19 protein-coding genes are annotated in these 19,951 nt (G+C 72.5%); 3 read left to right on the plus strand and 16 right to left on the minus strand.

Going from position 1 to position 19,951, the window contains the following annotated elements; translation table 11 throughout:
• Positions 1-14: 14 nt before the first annotated feature.
• The 3 genes from AB0H28_RS19495 to AB0H28_RS19505 are packed head-to-tail and all read right to left on the minus strand — an operon-like array spanning position 15 to position 2,946.
• The gene (locus AB0H28_RS19495; RefSeq protein ID WP_358041708.1) at positions 15-503 is read right to left on the minus strand and encodes an SRPBCC family protein; all 489 of its coding nucleotides are present in this window, start codon (positions 501-503) and stop codon (positions 15-17) included.
• A complete protein-coding gene (locus AB0H28_RS19500) occupies positions 503-2,197 on the minus strand; it encodes an ABC transporter permease (protein WP_358041711.1) in 1,695 nt (564 codons plus the stop codon). Before AB0H28_RS19500 ends, AB0H28_RS19495 begins: the two co-directional genes overlap by 1 nt.
• On the minus strand, positions 2,182-2,946 hold the full coding sequence (locus AB0H28_RS19505; RefSeq protein ID WP_358041714.1) for an ABC transporter ATP-binding protein: 765 nt from the start codon (positions 2,944-2,946) through the stop codon (positions 2,182-2,184). The genes AB0H28_RS19500 and AB0H28_RS19505 overlap by 16 nt, the downstream gene beginning before the upstream one ends.
• 122 nt (positions 2,947-3,068) lie before the next feature.
• Here AB0H28_RS19505 and AB0H28_RS19510 point away from each other — a divergent pair, with 122 nt between their 5' ends.
• A complete protein-coding gene (locus AB0H28_RS19510; protein WP_358041716.1) occupies positions 3,069-3,503 on the plus strand; it encodes a hypothetical protein in 435 nt (144 codons plus the stop codon).
• A 61-nt stretch (positions 3,504-3,564) separates the two neighbouring features.
• Here AB0H28_RS19510 and AB0H28_RS19515 read toward each other — a convergent pair whose 3' ends face one another.
• The 7 genes from AB0H28_RS19515 to AB0H28_RS19545 form a co-directional block, all read right to left on the minus strand.
• Entirely contained in the window at positions 3,565-5,205 is a 1,641-nt protein-coding gene (locus AB0H28_RS19515; protein ID WP_358041719.1) for a cation acetate symporter, read from the minus strand.
• On the minus strand, positions 5,205-5,630 hold the full coding sequence (locus AB0H28_RS19520) for a hypothetical protein (protein ID WP_358041722.1): 426 nt from the start codon (positions 5,628-5,630) through the stop codon (positions 5,205-5,207). The genes AB0H28_RS19515 and AB0H28_RS19520 overlap by 1 nt, the downstream gene beginning before the upstream one ends.
• Positions 5,631-5,756: 126 nt before the next feature.
• Entirely contained in the window at positions 5,757-6,419 is a 663-nt protein-coding gene (locus AB0H28_RS19525; RefSeq protein WP_358041724.1) for a DUF5701 family protein, read from the minus strand.
• A gap of 42 nt (positions 6,420-6,461) precedes the next feature.
• Positions 6,462-7,235, minus strand: a complete 774-nt coding sequence (locus AB0H28_RS19530; protein ID WP_358041727.1) for a LytTR family DNA-binding domain-containing protein — start codon at positions 7,233-7,235, stop codon at positions 6,462-6,464.
• The gene (locus AB0H28_RS19535; RefSeq protein WP_358041730.1) at positions 7,232-8,452 is read right to left on the minus strand and encodes a histidine kinase; all 1,221 of its coding nucleotides are present in this window, start codon (positions 8,450-8,452) and stop codon (positions 7,232-7,234) included. The genes AB0H28_RS19530 and AB0H28_RS19535 overlap by 4 nt, the downstream gene beginning before the upstream one ends.
• A gap of 10 nt (positions 8,453-8,462) precedes the next feature.
• Entirely contained in the window at positions 8,463-9,968 is a 1,506-nt protein-coding gene (locus tag AB0H28_RS19540) for a sugar transferase (RefSeq protein ID WP_358041732.1), read from the minus strand.
• A 281-nt stretch (positions 9,969-10,249) separates the two neighbouring features.
• Positions 10,250-11,110, minus strand: a complete 861-nt coding sequence (locus AB0H28_RS19545; RefSeq protein WP_358041735.1) for a DNA-formamidopyrimidine glycosylase family protein — start codon at positions 11,108-11,110, stop codon at positions 10,250-10,252.
• Between the two features lie 24 nt (positions 11,111-11,134).
• Here AB0H28_RS19545 and AB0H28_RS19550 point away from each other — a divergent pair, with 24 nt between their 5' ends.
• Entirely contained in the window at positions 11,135-12,385 is a 1,251-nt protein-coding gene (locus AB0H28_RS19550) for a glycosyltransferase family 4 protein (protein ID WP_358041738.1), read from the plus strand.
• 366 nt (positions 12,386-12,751) lie between these two features.
• Here the strand turns inward: AB0H28_RS19550 and AB0H28_RS19555 are convergent, their stop codons facing one another.
• The 5 genes from AB0H28_RS19555 to AB0H28_RS19575 all read right to left on the minus strand — a co-directional run bounded on the left by AB0H28_RS19555 (position 12,752) and on the right by AB0H28_RS19575 (position 16,187).
• A complete protein-coding gene (locus AB0H28_RS19555; RefSeq protein ID WP_358041741.1) occupies positions 12,752-13,066 on the minus strand; it encodes a type II toxin-antitoxin system PemK/MazF family toxin in 315 nt (104 codons plus the stop codon).
• A 105-nt stretch (positions 13,067-13,171) separates the two neighbouring features.
• Complete coding sequence (locus tag AB0H28_RS19560) at positions 13,172-13,891, minus strand: CDP-alcohol phosphatidyltransferase family protein (protein ID WP_358041744.1); 720 nt, start codon at positions 13,889-13,891, stop codon at positions 13,172-13,174.
• Positions 13,866-14,933: an iron-containing alcohol dehydrogenase family protein gene (locus tag AB0H28_RS19565; protein ID WP_358041747.1), complete on the minus strand. Its 1,068-nt coding sequence runs from the start codon at positions 14,931-14,933 to the stop codon at positions 13,866-13,868. Before AB0H28_RS19565 ends, AB0H28_RS19560 begins: the two co-directional genes overlap by 26 nt.
• On the minus strand, positions 14,921-15,652 hold the full coding sequence (locus AB0H28_RS19570) for a phosphocholine cytidylyltransferase family protein (protein WP_358041750.1): 732 nt from the start codon (positions 15,650-15,652) through the stop codon (positions 14,921-14,923). Before AB0H28_RS19570 ends, AB0H28_RS19565 begins: the two co-directional genes overlap by 13 nt.
• An 85-nt stretch (positions 15,653-15,737) precedes the next feature.
• On the minus strand, positions 15,738-16,187 hold the full coding sequence (locus AB0H28_RS19575; RefSeq protein WP_358041753.1) for an NUDIX domain-containing protein: 450 nt from the start codon (positions 16,185-16,187) through the stop codon (positions 15,738-15,740).
• Between the two features lie 112 nt (positions 16,188-16,299).
• Between AB0H28_RS19575 and AB0H28_RS19580 the strand changes: the two genes are divergently transcribed.
• On the plus strand, positions 16,300-16,692 hold the full coding sequence (locus AB0H28_RS19580; protein WP_358041757.1) for a CBS domain-containing protein: 393 nt from the start codon (positions 16,300-16,302) through the stop codon (positions 16,690-16,692).
• A 70-nt stretch (positions 16,693-16,762) separates the two neighbouring features.
• Here AB0H28_RS19580 and AB0H28_RS19585 read toward each other — a convergent pair whose 3' ends face one another.
• Positions 16,763-19,849 (minus strand): malectin domain-containing carbohydrate-binding protein, encoded by a 3,087-nt coding sequence (locus AB0H28_RS19585; RefSeq protein ID WP_358041760.1) that lies wholly within the window; start codon positions 19,847-19,849, stop codon positions 16,763-16,765.
• Positions 19,850-19,951: the final 102 nt, after the last annotated feature.

Raw genomic sequence — 19,951 nt, forward strand, 5'->3', positions numbered from 1 at the left:
CGCCGAGCGCCGAGCTAGGTGGAGAGAGTACGGCGGGCGGCGGCCAGCACCTCCGGGTCGGCGCAGCCGGCCGCGTACCCCGCGATCCGGCGGCGGATGTCCCGCCCGAGCAGCCACGTGCCGACCCGTTCCGCCACCGGGCGTAGGAACGCCGGGCGGCACCGGAAGTTGTAGCGCCAGGTGGCCACCGTGGTGCCCGGCTCCGGGCCGGGCGCGAAGCGCCACCCGCCGCCGAACCGCTCGAAGAACCACGGCCCGCGGACCATCTTCATGCCCACGTTCGTCGGCGGCGACCAGGAGACGTACTCGCTGACCATGGTCAGGCCGTGCCGGGAGCGGGTGAAGGTGCGCACGCCCCGCCCGGGCCGGGTCGCGCCGTCGGTGAAGTGCTGCTCCCGGACGAACGGGTCCCACCTGTAGCGCACCGGGGCGACGGTCTGGGAGACGGCGAACGCCACCTCCGGCGGAACCCCGACGGTGACGACCGCCTCGACGACCGGCATCAGCGCCTCGGGGTGACCGTGGCCAGCAGCTCCGGCTGCCGGCGGTCCAGCGCGTCCCCGGCCAGATACGCGCCGAGCAGCGCCGCGCCCGCCCCGTAGGCCAGGCCGACGGGCGGCGCCAGCCAGAGCCAGACGTCGCCGAGCAGGGCCGCGGCCACCACGAACGGCACCGCCGCCACCGCCGAGGCGATCATGGAGAGCAGCGTGAGCAGGCTCTTCGCGATCCCCGCGCCGGTGTTCATGGCGAACGGGTTGCTGGTCTCCGGCAACGAGTAGGCACCCAGCACCGAGATGAACCCGTTGATCGCCAGCCCGCAACCGTACGCGGCGAACAGCCCACCGACCATCACCCCGAGCCACTCGGGCCGCCCGAGCACGGTCGCCAGCACGACCGCGACCACCAGCAGGATCGGCACCACGTAGAGCGAGAACGCCGCCATCCGCGCGCGCAGCTCCACCCGCCCGGGCACGGCGGCGACCACGTTGGCGGCGTACGCGCTGCCGTCGAAGCCGAACTGGTTGGCCAGCGTCACCGAGGCGAGCACCCCGACGAAGACCATGGAGATGCTGACCAGCACCGGGGACGAGTTGGCGCTGGTCTCGCCGAACGCCGCCCCGCCCTCGGTGCTGAACGAGACCCCGCCGAGGTTCACCATCACCGGCACGAACACGCCAACCACCGCGACCGTGATCAGGTTGGCCCGGCGCCGGGCGTCCCGCCACCAGTAGCGGCACTCCCGGGCCACCAGCGCGCCGAACCGGTCCCGCCGGACCCAGCCGACCGCGCGGGGAAAGAGCTGCGCGACAGCCCCGCCGACCGCGCCGCGCGGGGCCTTCGCCGGCCCGGCGCTCACCGCGCCGACCATCGCCGACTCCAGCGACCGCGACCACCACAGCAGGAGTACGCCGAGCGTGGCGACGGCGATCAGCAGCTTCAGCACCGCCGCGCCGGTCCGGCCCTGCGCCACGTCGATCCCGGCGGTCCACGGCGCGCCGAACGGCGTCCAGCCGACCACCCGGGCCACCCCGGTCAGCCGGTCCCAGTCGGCGTTGCGCACCGCGGCGAGCACGAGCAACTGCAACGGCCCGAGCAGGGCGGCCAGCACCGCGAGCAGCACGGCGGCCAGGTCGCGTACCCGGCGGGACCGCAACATGGTGGCGAACGCGCTGGTCACCGCGCGGGCCCCGGCCACGCAGACCAGCACCCCGGCGACCACCCCGAGCGCGCCGACCAGCGCGGCCGGCCATCCGCCCAGCGCGGCGGACGTGACCACCAGCCCGGTCACGGTGAGCGCCGTGGCCACCGCCGGGACGCTCACCAGGGCGGCGGCGAGCAGGCCGGTGACCAGGGTACGGCGGGCAAGCGGCAGCAGCGCGAACCGGGCCGGGTCCAGCGTCTCGTCCACGCCGAAGAAGACCAGCGGCAGCAGCAGCCAGCCGAGCGTCAGCACACCACCGCCGAGCGCGGCGGTCATCAGCGCGTACCGGGGCTCGCCGGCCATGCCGGGCGCGGCCAGCGCCAGGAATCCGCCCGCGGCGAACCAGAGCCCGAACAGCACGCCCACCACGAACAGCGCGATCCGCCATCCCTGGCCGCGGAAGTTGTTGCCGAGCACCCGCAGCTTCAGCCGGACGAAGTGGCGGGGCGAGACGGCCCGCGTCGGCCGCTCGGCGGCGGTCACCGGGACAGCCACGACAGCTCCTCGCCGGTCGCGGTCCGGCCGCCGACGACCTCGACGAACACGTCCTCCAGCGACCGGTCGCCGCGCACCTCGGCCAGCGTGCCCACCCGCTTGATCGTGCCGTCGGCCAAGATCGCCACGTGCGAGCAGAGCCGCTCGACCACCTCCATCACGTGGCTGGAGAAGACCACCGTGCCGCCGCCGGTCACGTAGCGGTGCAGGATGTCCCGGATCAGCGCCGCCGAGACCGGGTCGACCGCCTCGAACGGCTCGTCGAGCACCAACAGGCGCGGTCCGTGCAGCAGCGCGCAGGCCAGACCGATCTTCTTCTTCATGCCGGCCGAGTAGTCGACCACCAGGGTGCGGCCCGCGTCGCTGAGCGCCAGCACGTCGAGCAGCTCCGCCGCCCGCTGGTCGACCACCGCCGGGTCCATGCCGCGCAACAGACCGTGGTACGCCAGCAGCTCCGCCCCGCTCAGCCGGTCGAAGAGGCGTACCCCGTCCGGCATCACGCCGAGCAGGCGCTTCGCGCGTACCGGATCGGCCCAGACGTCGTACCCGAGGACCCGGGCCTCACCGGCGTCGGGCCGCAACAGGCCGACGGCCATGGAGAGGGTCGTGGTCTTGCCGGCCCCGTTCGGGCCGAGCAGGCCGTAGAACGAGCCGGTCGGCACGGCCAGGTCGACGCCCGCCACCGCGACCTTGGTGTCGAAGCGCTTGGCCAGGCCACGCAGGGACAGGGCCGGGTGCTGATCGGTCATGCTCCGACGGTAGCCCGCCCCGGCCAGCGCCCGCTCCGGCCGGAGGACGATCTTCCCGTCATACCTGAGAGGTATGCCGACCGTCTGCAACCGGGAGCTCCGCTGGGCCCGACGGCTTCACGATGCGTGCCGACGGCGACTGGTCGCTCGAATTCATCAGCCAGTTCTGCGTCAACGAGTCACCGTCGCTCGACGTCAGGCAGGTGGCCAGCCGTTCCGTGGCGTTCGACTCGCCCTCCGACTGGCTGGTCGAACGGGTCACCCGGCACTCCGGCACCTCTGCGGCCACCGTCATGCAGCGGGTCCGCCAGTTGGTCACCGGATGTGAGCCGATGGCGTCCGGCGACTCCCTGTCGATCGTGGCTGAGTCGCTCGGCGGTGACGACGCCGTCCTGGTGGGCAGCGAGATCGGCGGAACGCCGAGCCGGTGGATCTTCGTCCGGCAGGGCGATCTCGTGGCGCAGATGCGACTCGACCACCAGACCACACCGGCCGAGGCCCGTGGGACCGTCAGTTCGGTGGCGAGCCGGCTCTGCGCCGGCACCGACGCCTGCTGAGGTTCGGGGTTGTTAACAGGGGCCCCTTCCTCTACCGGATGCGTTAAGAAGGGGCCCCTCCTTACAGGCGGAGCGACTCGGGGGTGTGCAGGCGGAGCATGGTGGTGCCGACGTCGCGGGGCAGGCGACGGCGGCTGGCCATGGAGACCAGCACCATCACGGTGAACGCCAGCGGCACCGTCCACGCGGCCGGCTGGGTGGTGAGCGTCGCCGGCCAGCCGGTCAGCGGCGGCCCGAGCACCGTGAGCAGCACCGCGCCGATCGCCGCGCTGCCGCCGACCAGCACCCCGGCGGCGGCGCCCAGGTCGGTCAGACCGCGCCACCAGATGCCGAGCACCAGCAGCGGGCAGAAGCTGGACGCGGCGACCGCGAACGCCAGCCCGACCACCTGGGAGACGTCCAGCCCGGAGACGTTCAGCGCGAGCATCGCCGGCACCGCGCCGGCGATCACCGTGGCGAGCCGGAAGCCGCGTACCGAGCCGCGGCCCAGCACGTCCGTCGAGATCACCCCGGCCACGCTGGTGAGCAGGCCGGACGAGGTGGACAGGAACGCCGCGAACGCCCCGGCGGCGACCAGCGCGGCGAGCAGCCGGCCGGTCGTGCCGTCGCCCAGGGCCGCGCCGGGCAGCAGCACCACCACCGCGTCGGTCTGACCGGTGACCAGCAGTTGCGGGGTGTAGATCCGGCCCAGCACACCGTAGATCGTGGGCAGCAGGTAGAAGACGCCGACCAGGGCCAGCACGACAAGTGTGGTGCGCCGGGCGGCGGCGCCGTCCGGGTTGGTGTAGAAGCGCACCAGCACGTGCGGCAACCCCATGGTGCCCAGGAACGTGGCCAGGATCAGCGAGTATGTCGCGAACAGGCTGCGGTCGTCGTCGCCGGCGGTGTCCGGCAGCAGCCAGTCGGTGGCGCCGATCGCCGCGCCGGACACCTCCGGCACCGGGTCCCCGGCGGCGAAGTCGAGGCGGTCGCCGGGGCGTACCTCCCGGATGTCGCCGTCGGGCAGGGTGAGCGTCGCCCGGTGCTCGACCACGACGGTGGTGGCGGTCCGGAACGCCGGCCCGTCGGGCGGCGTCACCGCCGGGCGGGCGTCGGCCTGCCACTGCAACGCCAGGAAGATCGCGGGTACGGCGAGCGCGGTGAGCTTGAGCCAGTATTGGAACGCCTGCACGAACGTGATCGCCCGCATCCCGCCCAGCGCCACGTTGGCGGTCACCACGACGGCCACCAGCAGCGCCCCGACCGGGTAGGGCGAGCCGGTCAGCGTGGCCAGGGTCAGCCCGGCGCCCTGCAACTGCGGCACCAGGTAGAGCCAGCCGATGAAGATCACGAAGGCGGTGGCGAGCGTGCGCAGCCGGCGCGAGCCGAGCCGGACCTCGCAGAAGTCGGGCAGGGTGAACGCGCCGGAGCGGCGCAGCGGGGCGGCCACGAACAGCAGCAGCGCCAGGTAGCCGGCGGCGAAGCCGACCGGGTACCAGAGCACGTCCACGCCGTACTTGAGGATCAGCCCCGCCACGCCGAGGAAACTCGCCGCCGACAGGTATTCCCCGCCGATCGCGGCGGCGTTCCAGGTCGGGCTGACCGCGCGGGACGCGACCAGGAAGTCGGAGGTGGTGCGGGCCAGCCGCAGCCCGTAGAAGCCGATGCCGACGGTGACCAGGGTGACCGCGACGATGGCCGGGACCACGTAGCCGTTGCTCATCAGCGTTCCGGCCGCTGGACCAGGTCGACGAAGTCCTGCTCGTTGCGTTCCGCGAGCCGCACGTACGCCCAGCCGACGACGATCAGGAACGGGAAGGCCGCCACCCCGAGCAGCAGCCACGGCAGGTTGACCCCGAACACGGTGACCCGACCGACGGTGGGCGCGATGGCGAACAGCCACGGCAGGCCGCCCAGCCCGATCAGCACGAGCAGGCTCAGCCGCAGGGCGAGCGAGAGTTGGGCGCGCACCAGGCCCTGCACCAGGGTCTCGCCGACGCGGGTCTGCTGGGTCAACTCGGAGCGGGTGCGGTCGGCCCGGTTGCCGGTGCGGGAGACCTCGGCCAGCACGATCCGGGTCCGCTGCCGGGGCGGGCCGGGGACCGGTGCGGGCCGCCCCGCGGGCTGCTGTTCCTCGGCTGCGGTCATCCCCGGCAGTCTCGCCTGCTCGACGCGAATGTCAAGGGCGAACCGGGAGGGCTGTGCACAACTTGTGGATAACCTGCTGTGCCTGTGGACAACCCGGTGGATGAGCGCGGACGCGCGGCCGGGCCGTCAGTCGAGGCCGACCCGCACCGGGTGCGCGGTGGCCGAGCCGAGCCAGGTGTGCGGGTTGCCGAACCAGCACCACCCGAGCTTCGGCGCGCCCTGGCTGATCCAGAGCGCCGGCACGCGCTTGTCGCCGCAGCGGGAGCCGACCAGCGAGAAGCACCTGTTGCTGGCCAGCGCCGGCGGGTGCAGCGTGACGAAGGCCAGACCCTCGTCGATGGTGAGCGGCAGCCGGTCCCGCGCGGTCATGTCCTCCAGCGCGGCCGACGGTGGCACGTTGCGGTACTCCTCGCCGCGGTCCACGTCGAACAGCAGGTACGCCGGCCCGGCGGGCACCTCCAGTTCCTTGATCGGATGGAAGGTGGGCAGGTCGGCGGCGGGGAAGTTGCGGTCGAGGACGCCGGGTTTGCGCTTGCCGGCGAGCGTGGTGAGCGCGATCCGCTCACCGACGGGCACCAGCTCCCGCGTGGTCACCAGCAGGAACGGCACCCGGGCGTCGGTGGGCCCGGGCCGACCGACGGCCCCGGTGACCGCCGCTTCGCGCAGTGGGGCGACCCGGGCGCGGAACTCCGCCTCGGGCAGGCCGGCGAGGGCGGGGTAGCCGAGTGTCACCAGGCGGTCGAGCTGTCGGTCGAATTCGGCGGCGGCCTCGAACTGGTCGTCGGGCATGTGGTCCTCCACCCTGTCGTACGGCTTCCCGTACATTGTACGTCAGGGTTGGCGACTCCAGTCCTGCTTGGCGGCGCGCACCAGCTTGTCCTTCAACTCCCGGGTGTGCCGGCGACTCACCGGCAGCTCCGTCCCGTCGATCACCACCACGTAACCGGAGTTGACCAGCCGCAGCTCCGCGATCAGCCGCAACTGCACCAGATAGGAGCGGTGCACCCGGACGAAACCGGCGTCCGCCCACCGCTCGGCGAGCGTGGCCAGCGACACCCGCACCAGGTGCGACCCCTCCGCGGTGTGCAGCCGGGCGTAGTCACCCTGCGCCTCCACCCACCGCACCGCCGAGCGGGGCAGCATCCGGGTGGTGCCGGCCAACTCGATCGGGATGGTGGGATCCTCCTCCGCTCGGGCCAGCGCGGCCGGATGCGAGGGCACCACCCGGGACCCCATCACCCGGCGCAGCGACTCCGCCAGCCGCTCGGCGCGGACCGGCTTGCGCACGTAGTCCGTGGCGCCCAGGTCGAACGCGTCCACCGCGCCGTCGTCGTACGCGGTGACGAAGACGATCGCCGGTGGCCGGGCGAACCGGCGCAGCACCCGAGCCAACTCCATGCCGTCCAACCCGGGCATCCGGATGTCGAGGAACACCACGTCCACGTCGTCGTCGCGGAGCACCCGCAGCGCCTCGGTGGCGTCGCCGGCCGTGTGCAGCCGGGCCACCCGGGGATCGGCGCGCAGGTGGAAGGCCAGCTCGTCGAGGGCCGGCGGCTCGTCGTCCACCGCCAACACCCGCAGGAAACCGGCGCCGGTGACGGTCATGAGGAAACCCGGACGCCGGGGTGGAACTTCGGCACCCGCATGCTCACCTTCGTACCCGAGCCCAGGCCGGTCTCGACGACCAGGCCGAACCGGTCCCCGAACGCCGACCGCAACCGCTCGTCGACGTTGGAGAGACCGACGTGCTGGCCCGGGTCGTCGGTCGGATCGCTGCCGCCGCCGGACACCTCCGCGATGCCCGCCGTCAGCGTGGTCGGATCCATCCCCACTCCGTCGTCCTCCACCGTGATGTGACACTCCGCGCCCGCGTCCCGGGCCTCGATGCTCACCATGCCGGTGCCCGGCTTGCGCGACAACCCGTGCCGGACCGCGTTCTCGACCAACGGCTGGAGGCAGAGGAACGGCAGCGTCACCGGCAGCACCTCCGGGGCGATCTGGAGGCGCACCTGAAGTCGCTCACCGAACCGGGCCCGCTCGATGGTCAGGTAACGGTCGATCGACCGCAGTTCCTCGGCCAACGTGGTGAACTCGCCGTGCGCCCGGAACGAGTAGCGGGTGAACTCGGCGAACTCCAGGATCAGCTCACGGGCCCGCTCCGGGTCGGTGCGCACGAACGAACCGATCGCGGTGAGCGCGTTGTAGATGAAGTGCGGGCTGATCTGCGCGCGAAGCGCGCGCACCTCGGCCCGGGCCAGCCGCTCCCGCGACGAGTCCAGCTCGGCCAGGGCGAGCTGGTCGCCCGCCCAGTGCGCGGTCTCCAGCGTCGCCTGCACCAGGCCCGGCGCCGGCCGCTCGTCGGCCACCGCCACCAGCGCGCCGACCACCCGGCCCTCGGCGCTCAACGGCGCCACCACCGCGCCGCGCACCGGGCAGTCGACCAGGTCGCAGTGCAGCTCCGACTCGTGCAGCACGGTCGAGCGCCCGCTGTCGACCACCCGCCGGGCCGCCGCGACCAACTGGTCGCCGTGGTGCGCGCCGCCGCCGTCGACGGCCAGCAGCACGTCCCGGTCCGTCAGGGCCAGCCCGGCCGCGCCCACCAGGGCCCGCAGATGGCGTACGGCCTTCGCCGCGTCCGCCGCGCTCAGCCCGGCCCGCAGCGGCTCGGCGGCCAGCCCGGCGGTGTGCAGCACCTCGTAGGTGGCCCGCTGGGTCGCGGTGGCGATGCCGCGGCGGGCCCGCAACCGCAGCACCGCCCAGAGCGCCGCGGCCAGCGCGGTGACGAGCGAGACGACGGCGAGGACGGCGGAGAGGTTGCCCACCCCGGGAACGCTAGTACGCGCCCTTGCGTGCCAGCACCACCCCGACGGTCCGCCACAGGATGCTCAGGTCGTACGCCAGCGACCAGTTGTCCACGTAGTAGAGGTCGAGCCGGACCGCCTCGTCCCACGACAGGTCGGAACGGCCGGAGACCTGCCACAGCCCGGTCATGCCCGGACGCACCAGCAGCCGGCGCCGGACGTCGCCCAGGAAGTCGCCGTCGTCGGCGGGCAGCGGGCGCGGGCCGACGAGCGACATCTCGCCCCAGAGCACGTTGATCAACTGGGGTAGCTCGTCCAGCGACGACGCCCGCAGGAAGCGGCCCACCGGGAAGACCCGGGGGTCCTGCTTCATCTTGAACAGCATGCCGTCGGTCTCGTTCCGGTCGACCAGACCGGCCAGCCGCTCCTCGGCGTCGACGTACATGGTGCGGAACTTCCAGACCCGGAAGGTGCGCCCCTCGTGCCCGACCCGGGGCTGGCGGAAGAACACCGGACCGGGGTCGGAGATGCGGATGGCGAGCGCGACGGCCAGGAAGAGCGGGGCGAGCAGCAGCAGCCCCAACCCGGACGCGACCCGGTCCAGCAGGCTCTTGAGCAGCAGCGCCGGGCCGGAGAGCGTCGGCTCCTCGACGTGCAGCAGCGGCAGGCCCTCGATCGGGCGGATGTGCACCCGCGGGCCGGCGATGTCGGTGAGCTGCGGCGCGACCACCAGGTCGACGCCGGAGCCCTCCAACTGCCAGGCCAGCCGCCGCAGCTCGCCCGGTTCGGCGCTGGCCGAGCCGCAGACCGCGATGGTGTCCCCGCCGACCTCACGCACCAGGGCCAGCACGTCCCGGCCCGCGTACACCGGGACCGGGGTCTCCAGGCCGCGGGCGGCGGCATAGCCGTCGGTGAGGTGGATGGCCACCGGCACCAGCCCGACGCCCGGGTGGCGGGTGACCGTGGTGAAGACCTCCAGGCACTCCGGCAGCGTGCCGACGAGCACCATCCGGTGCCCGGCCTGACCGGCGCGGCGGCGCAGCGTGTGCAGGCCGGCCCGGGCGATCATCCGGCCGAGCAGGATCAGCAGCAGGGCGCCGAGCAGCGCGAACCCGACGGTCCACCGGGACAGCGACGTCACCGTGGCGAAGGCCAGGAACGAGACGGTGGCGGCGACCGCCACACCGGAGCGGATCACCCGCTTGTACTCGTCCGGCCCGAGGCCCAGGTAGCGCCGGTCGTACGTGCGGTTGCCCCACAGGATGAGCACCCAGCCGAGCGGCAGCAGCAGGAACGCCACCGTGTAGAACCACGCCTGCGGCGAGTTCTTGAAGCCGGAGTCCGCCTGCTCGAAGATCTGCACGGCCAGGAAGCTGGCCAGGGCCGCCGCGCCGAAGTCGAGCAGCAGCAGCAGCGCGATGTAGGGGCGGTGCCAACGGGAGACCCGACGCCGGGCGCGCGCCCACCCCGACCGGGGTACGCCGTTGTGCGACGGCGGAGTCGGCGGCTGGATCTCAAAGCTGTCGACGTGCCGCACGCTCTTGCTCCGGCCTGTGTCGGTTACCGGGCGCTGGAGGCTTGCCGTCACCTCAACCCATGTCCTCCCGCATGACCCGTTCCCTCACTCGCCGTGAGGACCCGGGTCGCTCACCGTTCCAGTCTCCCACGCGCTCGGGTGAGATCTGGCCGGCTCCCAGTCAGTTGTGAAGCCGGGGACCGAGCCACTATACCGATGGATGACCGCTCGGGTAGAGCCGCCGAGTGGGACCTTCCGCCATCCCCGGTCGATTCCGCTCAGTAACCGCCCGGTGCGATTACTCACCGTACGAGGCGGGACAACCTTCGGTCAGCCAACGGCTTGCCGCCGGTCTGACAGGTCGGGCAGTACTGGAGGCTCGAATCGGCGAACGACACCTCCCGCACCGTGTCGCCGCACACCGGACAGGGCAGGCCCTTCCGGGCGTGCACCTTGAGGCCCGAGCGCTTCTCACCCTTCAGCTCCGCGGCCCGCTGCCCCATCGACCGCCGCACCGCGTCGCCGAGCACCGTGCGGGTCGCCGCGTGCAGGCCGGCGAGCTGCTCGTCGGTGAGCCGGTCGGTGATCGCGAACGGGGACAGCCGCGCCGCGTGCAGGATCTCGTCCGAGTACGCGTTGCCCACGCCGGCCAGCACCGACTGGTCGGTCAGCACGCCCTTGACCTGGCCCCGGCGGCTGCGTAGCCGCTCGGCGAACGTGGGCAGGTCGGCCGCCAGCGCGTCCGGGCCCAGCTTCGCCACGCCCGGCACCTGGGCCGGGTCGGTGACCAGATAGGCGGCCAGCTTCTTCTGCGTGCCGGCCTCGGTCAGGTCGAACCCGGAGCCGTCGTCGAGGCGCACCCGCACCGCGATCGGGCCCTTGCCCGGCCGCAACGGGGTCACGGACGGGAACGCCTCCCGGTAGTGCAGCCAGCCCGCCCGGGCCAGGTGGACCACCAGGTGCAGGTCGTCGCCGAACCGGACGTCGAGGAACTTTCCGTGTCGGCCCGCGCCGGTGACCGTGCGGCCGGCCACCGCGCTCGGCGGCGGGTCGTACGTCTTCAGCGCGTTGATCGAGGCCACCTCGAACCGCTCGACCCGCCGGCCGACCGCCCGCTCGCGCAGGTAACCGGCGAGCGCTTCCACCTCCGGTAGTTCAGGCACGGGACAACGGTAGCCTTTCCACCCGTGAGAATCGTGGTGGCGCACAACCGGTACCGGGAAGCTCAGCCGTCCGGTGAGAACACCATCGTCGACGCGGAGATCGCCCAGCTCACCGCCGCCGGTGTGCAGGTGCTGCCGTTCCTGCGCAGCTCCGACGAGATCCCCGCGATGTCCAAGCCGGCCAAGGCGCTGCTGCCGATCTCGCCGATCTGGGCCCCGAAGGCCCAGCACGACCTCGACCGCCTGCTCACCGAGCACCGGCCGGACGCGCTGCACCTGCACAACCCGTACCCCCTGCTCTCGCCCTGGGTGGTGCGGACCGCGCACCGGCGCGGTGTGCCGGTGGTGCAGACGGTGCACAACTACCGGCAGGTGTGCTCCTCCGGCCTCTACTTCCGCGACGGCGTGATCTGCCAGGACTGCCGCGGTCGCAAGCTGGGCGTGCCGGCGATCGTGCACCGGTGCTACCGCGACTCGCGGGCGCAGAGCGCGCTGATGGCCACCACGCTCGCCGTGCACCGGCCCACCTGGCGGTCGGTGGACCGCTACATCGCGCTGACCACGGCGGTCGCCGACCACCTGCGCGACTACGGCATCCCGGACGACCGGATCGTGGTCAAGCCGAACGCGGTGCCCGACCCGGGCATGCCGGTGCCGCCGGGCAACGGCTTCCTGTTCATGGGCCGGCTCAGCCCGGAGAAAGGGCTGGAGCTGCTGCTCTCGGCGTGGCGGCGGCACCCGGTGGGCGCGCTCGGCCCGCTGCGGATCGCCGGCGACGGCGAGCTGCGACCGCTGGCCGAGGCCGCCGCCGCCGAGCGGCCCGACGTGCGCTACCTGGGCCAGCTCGACCGCCCGGGGGTACGCGCCGCGCTGGCCGACAGCGCCGTGGTGCTGGCCACGTCGACCTGGCACGACGTGCTGCCCACCGTGATCATCGAGGCGCTGGCCGCCGGCCGGCCGGTGCTCGGCACCGCCCTGGGCGGCATCCCGTATCTGGTCGGCGCGGACTCCCCGCGCGAGCCCGCCGGCACCGGCCCGGCCGAGGTGGCGACCGCCGCGCCCGGTGCGGGGCGGGTCCCGCTGCCGACGGGGGTGCGGCGCGGCGAGGCCGGCTGGGTGGTGGCGCCGGAGGTCGACGCGCTGGCCGCCGCGCTGCCGCTGGCCTCGGCGGAGGCGCACGCGCTGTCCGGGACGGCCCGCAGCCGCTACGAGCGCACCTTCCACCCCGACGTCATCACCAAGCGCTTGATCGACATCTACGCCTCCCTCACCTGACCCGGCACCGGCCTCTGCTCGACGGGCTGTCCCCGATCGGTGGGTCAGCGCTCCTCAGACGCCCATGACGTTCCACTCACGCTCCAACCGGCCCAAGAGTGGAACACCATGGGTGCCTCTGCGCGCTTTTGACACCCATTTCGAGCCACTCGTGTCGCATTCGGCCCGCGAGTGGAACGCGGTGGGTGTTGGCCGTCCGGGTCGCGCTGGCGTCGACGTATCAGCTCCAGCATCGGCAGCGTCACCTGCTGCCGCCATTCGTCGACGGCCACCTCGTCGAGTAGCCACTGTTCAAGGCCGCTGCCTCTCGAACCGACTGTGGCGCGAAGCGCCCCGGCCTCCTCGTGGAAGCCGGGACAGGCTCGATCAGAGGCCGAGGATCTGCCGGATGCGCTCTTCGACGTGGCGCAGCTCGGCGGGTGCCAGCCGGCCGAGTCGTCGGCGCAGGCGACGTTTGTCGACGGTGTGCAGGCCGGTGCAGTTGATGTACGACTGGTCATACTTGGTCAAGCCGGCTTCGCGTCCGACCGGTACGTGGGTGACCGGCGGCCCGGCGGTGCCGGTCACCAGCGCAACCGTGACCGACGACAGGGGCGGGGCGATGCGGTTGACGGGCAGCACGAGCGCGGGATGTGGCCCGATCGGCTGGGGCATCGCACACACCCACACCTCACCGCGCATGGCGGTGTCGACATTTTCCACTGAGCGTCGTCCGCCGCACGGAGTTCGTCCTCGGTAACGGGAACCCAACCGCCTCTGCAGAAAGCGTTGACCGGGGCCCCCGCCTCACAGCGCGGCGCGGGCGGAGAACGCGATGCTGGCGAGCAGGAAGCCGCCGTTGACGACCGTGAACGCCACCATCAGCCAGAACGCCAGCGCGGGCGCGAACACCAGCACCAGACCGGCCACGAAGATCACCGCGCCGTAGTCGCGGACCAGCTTCACCAGGCGCACCGGCAGCGACGTCGAGGTGACCATGCTGGCCGCGTTCGGGCCGGCCTGCATCACCGACGTCACCAGGTTGACCATCCAGGTGCCGGCGAAGACCGCCACCAGCCAGACCGGCGTGGCCGGGCGCTGCGCCACCGCCACCGCGCCGATCGCGGTCACCAACGCGATCTGGGCGGCCACGTCGCAGAGCACGTCGATCCGGGCGCCGGCCGCGCTGCCCTGGCCGGTCACCCGGGCGAGCTGCCCGTCGGCGCAGTCCAGCGCGTACGCGACCTGCCAGCCGACCAGCGCGACCAAACCGACCACCCAGGCCGGCACGGTGCCGGCGGCCACGTCGTCGGCGAGCGCGACAACGGTCACCGAGGCGGCCAGCCCCAGCACCAGGTTGGCCAGCGTCAACGCGGTCGGGCGCAACCCCAGCCGCTGGGCGACGAGCGCGAACGCCGCCCCGATCCACTGGCTGATCGACTCGCTGAACAGTCCGCCGCCCCGGTTGACCCGGTGGAAGTCGGCAACTGTGGGACGGGGCTCAGCCACAATGGTCGCGGAGTGCACCGGCGTAGTCTGCCAGCCGCTCCCGGGTCTCGGAAGCGGACATCGCCAGGTGTTCGAGGATGGTGTAGCGGTCCGGCCGGGTGGCCGGCGCGAACTGCACCGCCTCGACGAACTGGTGGTCGGTCAGCTCCACCTCCGCCGGCAGCCGGGGCAGCCCGTGCCGGGCCAGGCAGGCGGACATCTCGACGAACCGGCGCTCGTCGCCGCGCAGGAACGTGCAGAACAACGCGCCCAGCCCGGCCAACTCGCCGTGCGAGGCGGTGCCGGGGAAGAGCGCGTCGACCGCGTGCATGATCTCGTGGCAGCCGCCGCTTGACGGGCGGCTGGTGCCGCAGACCGCCATTGCCAGGCCGCTGGAGATCAACGCCTCGGCCAGCACCGTGACGAACGCGTCGTCGGCCATGTCGCCCGGATGGTTGAGCACCGCCTCCGCGCCGGCCCGGGCCAGCGACGCGGCCAGCCCGTCGACCGGCTCGCCGCGCACCCGCCGGGCCAGCTCCCAGTCCGCCAGCGCGCTGACGTTGCTGACCACGTCCCCGACGCCGGCGCGATTGTGCCGCTCCGGGCCGGCCTCCACGAAGTCCAGGTCGACGACCACCGCGATCGGGATGTGCACCCCGTAGGAGCCCTTCAGGCCCTCGGTGATCAGGCTCGCCACCGGCGACGCGATGCCGTCGTTGGCGAGCGCGGTCGCCACCGAGACCATCGGCAGCCCGCGCCGGGTCGCCGCGTACTTGGCCACGTCGATCGTCTTGCCGCCGCCGATGCCGACCACCGCGTCGTACGACCGGGCGCGCAGCTTGCCGCCCAGCTCGTCGGCCGCGTCCAGGGTGCCCCCGGCCACCGTGAACACGTCCGCCGAGCGCAGCGACGGCCGGATCAGCTCGGCGATCTTCTCACCCTGCCCCGGCCCGACCACCACCGCCACGTCGCCGCCGGCCGAGATCCGGCCGTCGGAGAGGATCGACGCCAGGTCCGCCACCGCGCCCCGCCGCACGTCGATGTGCAACGGGGTGAGGACGCTGCGGGCTAGTAGCGGCACGCGATCTCCCGCGCCCGGGCCAGGTCCTCGTGGTTGTCGACCTCGACCCAGGAGACGTCGCCGATCGGCGCCGCCCGCACCTCGCCGCCACGGTCGGCGAACTCCTGGTAGCCGTCCTCGTAGTAGAGGTTCGGGTCGCGCCGCCAGGTCGCCTCCAGCGCGTCGGCGAGCGCGTCGGCCACCTGCGGCTCGATCAGCGTCGCGCCGATGTACTCGCCGTACGCCTCGCCCGGGTCCATCAGCTTGGTGATCCGGGTGAGCTGGCCGGCGGCGTCGAAGGTGGTCTTCATCTCCTCCTCGGCCAGCGGCTTGAGCGTGTCGACGGCCAGCAGGATGCCCGGGCCGCGCTCGGCCAGCAGCGTCTTCTCCACGCTCACCGGGTGCACGGTGTCACCGTTGACCAGCAGCACGCCCCGGGAGAAGTGCTCCCGGGCCAGCCAGAGCGAGTAGGCGTTGTTCCACTCCTCCGCCTTGTCGTTGTCGACGAGCGTGATCGTGACGCCGTACTTCTCCGCCAGCTCGGCCTGCCGCTGCCGGACCGCGTCGGCGGCGTAGCCGACCACGATCACCACCTCGGTCAGCCCTACCTCGGCGAGGTTGCGCAGCGCGATGTTGAGGATGGTGATCTCCCCGTCGACCGGCACCAGGGCCTTGGGCAGGGTGTCCGTGTACGGCCGCAGCCGGCGCCCCGCACCCGCGGCGAGCACCATCCCGATCATGCCGACACGCTCCTCTTCTCGACCGGTTCCACCGGGCGAGGATATCGTCGGCGGCCCGGCGGCCGTGGTGCAGCCCGTGATCGCCCTACAGCCCGATCGACCGCAGCGCGGCGAAGCCGTCCACCACGATCCGCCGGATCAACCCGTCGTTCACGTCCCGGTGCTCGTCCAGCAGGGCGAGGTCCCGCTCGGCCAGCCAGCGGAACTCGGTGTGCTCGGCCGGCGCCAGCTTCGGCCGGCTCAGGTCGCCGTCCACCCGGACCAGGAAGTCGGTCTCCACCCGCGCCAGCCCGTCGTCGCCGGTGTAGCGGTATTCGCCGACCAGGCCGAGCACGTGCGACACGGTCCAGCCGGTCTCCTCGGTGACCTCGCGGCGCAGCGTGTCGTCGATCTCCTCACCCGGCTCGACGTGGCCGCCGGCGATGTCCCAGCAGTTGGGGAAGAGACGCCGCTCGGCGGAGCGGCGCTGGACGAAGATGCGGCCGTCGTCGTCGACGATCAGCGCGCCGGCACAGCGGAGGGGCTCGGTGGGCACCCTCCGACAGTAGTCAGCCGCGCCGTTTCCGGCGATGCCCGTTCTTGTCCCGGTACGCATGGATGGCCCACCATGTCCGTACCCAGTCGCCGTCCCACAGGAGTGATGTGTGATGCAGGTACGGGAAGCGATGTCCAGTGAGATTCTCGTGGTCGGCCCGGAGCACACGCTCCGCCAGGCGGCCCGGATGATGTCGGCCCGCGGTGTCGGGTCGGCGGTCGTGATCGACCCGGACTCCGAAGGGGTCGGGATCATGACCGAACGCGACGTGCTGAAGGCTATCGGCGCCGGGCTCGACCCGGACGTCGAACGCACCGGCGCACACCTGACCTGGGACGTCGTCTACGCCGGCCCGGACTGGACGGTGGAGGAGGCGGCCGCGGCGATGGCCCGGGGCGGATTCCGCCACCTGGTCGTGCTCGACGGCCGGGAGGTGGCCGGGGTGATCTCGGTACGGGACCTGATGCGGGTCTGGGCCCGGGAACACGCCCCGACCCGGACGTGAGAAGGGCGATGGCCCGGCCGATACCGGCCGGGCCATCGTCGTGCGGTGTGTCTCGGTCGCGCCGCCCCGGTCAGGGGCCGACGAAGACCGCGGTGCCGCGCCAGTCCACGTCGTCGACGCCGGGGCCGCTGCGCAGCGTGGCGGAGCCGGTCGGCGCGCCGTCGGACCAGTCCATCGAGGACAGGTCGCCGGTGCTCCGGGAAACGACGTAGAGCTTGTCGCCGTCGAGGAGCAGACCGCCCGCGTCGGCGAAACCGGTGGTGCCGGCGACCGTGGCGCGCTCCGCGCCGACGGTGCCGGTGTCCGGCGCGAACCCACGCCAGAACAGCGCGCTCTGGCCGGCCAGCGTGTAGTAGAGCCGCCCGCTCTTGTAGACCATCGCGGTCACGTTGGGCAGCTCGGCGGAGAAGTTGACGGTCATGCCCGCGTACGTCGACCCCTCCGGCGCGGAGCCGGTGACGACCTTGTCCCACTTCGGGTCGTGGTACGGGTCCACCTTCTTGGCGGTGCCGAACTCGGTGCCGTCGAACGAGCGCTTGTAGAGGTCGCCGCCGACGCCGTAGAACAGGTCACCGCCGACCCAGAAGGCGCCCTTGACCTCCGACCAGCGGGTGTCGTCCGGGTTGGGCACCGACATCGCGTTGCCGACGCCGGTCGCGCCGTCGTACGACCGCTTGGTGACGCTGTCGACGGTGGTGGCCGGCGGCACCGGCGGCAGCTTGACGATCTCGATGGCCTGGATCAGCGGATTCTCCACGACCCGGCCGAAGTCGATGTCGACGTTGCCGTCGCTGGTCACCGCGAACGCCCGCATGGTGCCCTTGTTGGTGGCGCCGGTCGCGGCCACCGGGTCGAAGTTGCTCAGCTTCTGCACACCGTCGACGCTGACGTTGAACTTGCGCTTGCCGGCGGTGGCGGTGCCGGGGTAACGGTTGGCCAGGTAGAGCCGCACCTGGACCGGCGTGCCCGCCGGGACCGGGAAGTCCCACTGCATGTCCGGGTCGGGCGACTGGTCCCACCGCTCGCTGCGGAACAGCATCGCCGGGGTGCCGGCCGGGACGGTGGCGTCGGCCGCCGCCTCCGTCGGGTAGGTATTGACCGTGTTGCCGGCATTGTGGTAGGAGATCGGCGCGGTGAGAGTGTCGGCCGCCCAGGCCGGGCCGCTCGGCGCCGCCAGTTCCTCGCCGCCGGCGTTGACCCGGTAGAGCACGTCCGACGCGTCCGGCGTCGGCGCGGTCTTGACGATCTCGATGCCCTGGATCAGCGGGTTCTCCAGGACCCGGCCGAAGTCGACGTCGACCACGCCGTCGCTGACCACGGAGAAGGACTGCATGGTGCCGCGGTCGGTGCCGCCGGCGGCGACCACCGGGTCGAAGTCGTTCATCTTGAGCACGCCGTCGATGCTCACGTCGAGCTTCCGCTTGCCTGCCGTCGCGGTGCCGGCGTACCGGTTGGCCAGGTAGAGCCGGACGTTCACCCGGGTGCCGGCCGCGATGGGGATGTCCCACTGCATGTCGGGCGCGGTCGCCTGGTCCCACCGCTCGGTGTTGAACAGGGTGGCCGGGGTGCTGGTCGGCACCGTGGCGTCGAACGTCGCGTTGGTCGGGTACGACTTCGCGCTGTTGCCGCCGTTGTGGTGCGGGCTGGGCGTCGCGTCGGTGTCGGCCGCCCAGTCCGGACCGCCGTCGGTCGCCGGGATGGCCGGGCCGCCCGCGTTGACCCGGTAGAGCACCTCGGTCTGCGCCGCGCGGCCGGCCTGGTAGACGTCGCCGGGCAGGCCCTTGGTGCTGGTCGAGTGCGGCGTGCTGCCCCCGTCCAGCGGGAAGAAGGCGAGCCGCTTACGCTGGTAGTCGAAGTCGCCGATGTATTCCTGGTCGCTGCCCAGCCAGAGCCCCTGCGGGGTCACCAGCATCTCGGTGACGCCGTAACCGCGCGGGTGGCGGCCCGGGTTCCAGGCCAGCGGCAGGCCACTGGCCGGGTCGAGGGCCGCGATGCTGGCCCGCGGCACCGCGCCCGGGCCGGCCTTGTCCCGCGCCAGCGGGTTGTTGGACCAGCGGAAGTGGCCGCCGACGTAGATGGCCTTCTCGCTGATGCCGACCGAGAGGAAGGTGTCGCCGCCGCTGAAGTTGGTCCAGGTCGGCTTCTGGCCGGCACCGGTCGCGTCGGTCTCCCAGCGGGACGCCGAGTCGCAGAGCGTGCCCGGGTAGGACGCGCCGGTGGTGACCACCACGAAGTACTTGCCGTCCGGGGAGAACTGGGCGTCGCGCACCCACGAGTCGAAGGCGCTGTACTTGCAGGCGCCGGAGTAGCCGTCGGTGTTCCAGTCGGCGACGGTGGCCGAACTGGCACCCAGGTTGATCCGCACGATCTGGTCGTGGACGGCGCCGTCGGCCTTCTTGAAGTTGCCGATGACCACCAGGTGCTTGCCGTCGGGAGAGACGGTGAACTTCTCGACCCCGATACCGGCCGACGCGCCGCCGTTGGTCGAGGTCCAGTTGTGGTGCTCGGTGAGCGCCACGGTCAGGTAGTCGTCCACCGCGCCGGTGGTCGGGTTCAGCGAGGCGAGCCCGTTGCGGTCGGTGGTCGCGGTGACCGTGCTGAAGATGCCGCCCACCAGCAGGTGGTCGCCGACAAGCGCGATGTCGCTGACCGTGCCGTTGAACGCCGGGCCCTTGAACCCGTCGACCGGGGTGCCGTCGGCGACGTTCAGCAGGGCCAGCTTGCGGAAGTTCTTGTCGCCGACCTTGTTGAACGTGCCGGCGACGTAGACCGTGCCCGGAGTCGGGCCGGCGATCACGGCGGTGACGTCACCGTCGAGCACCGGCGCGAACGCATTGTCGATCTTGCCGGTCGCCTTGTCGAAGGCGAGCACGCCCCGGCGGTCGACCGGAGTGGGCGAGGAACCGCGGTTCTGCGCGTTGGTGAACGAACCGCCGACGATCACCTTGCTGCCGGCGTCGTGGATGGCCACGACGTTGCCGTCGTTGATGTTCGGCGTCTTGTCCGAAGGCACCTCGCCGACCAGCGTGCTGTGGTCGGGCGCGACAGTGGCCGCCGGTGCGGCGAATGCCGGCACCGGGGTGAACAGGGCGGCGATGCCGAGCACGGCGGCGCCGAAGGCGGACACCGAGCGGTGTCTCAGGAACGAGGAAGGCACAGGCTGCTCCGGGGGGAACGTCGGAGGCGCTGCGGTCGTGGCCGGTGGCGACACGAGGTGAGGCCGCACGCGGCCGACCGCAGACGTGAGGAAGACACTTTC

This window comes from Micromonospora sp. NPDC050980, from assembly GCF_040653835.1.
GTDB lineage: Bacteria > Actinomycetota > Actinomycetes > Mycobacteriales > Micromonosporaceae > Micromonospora.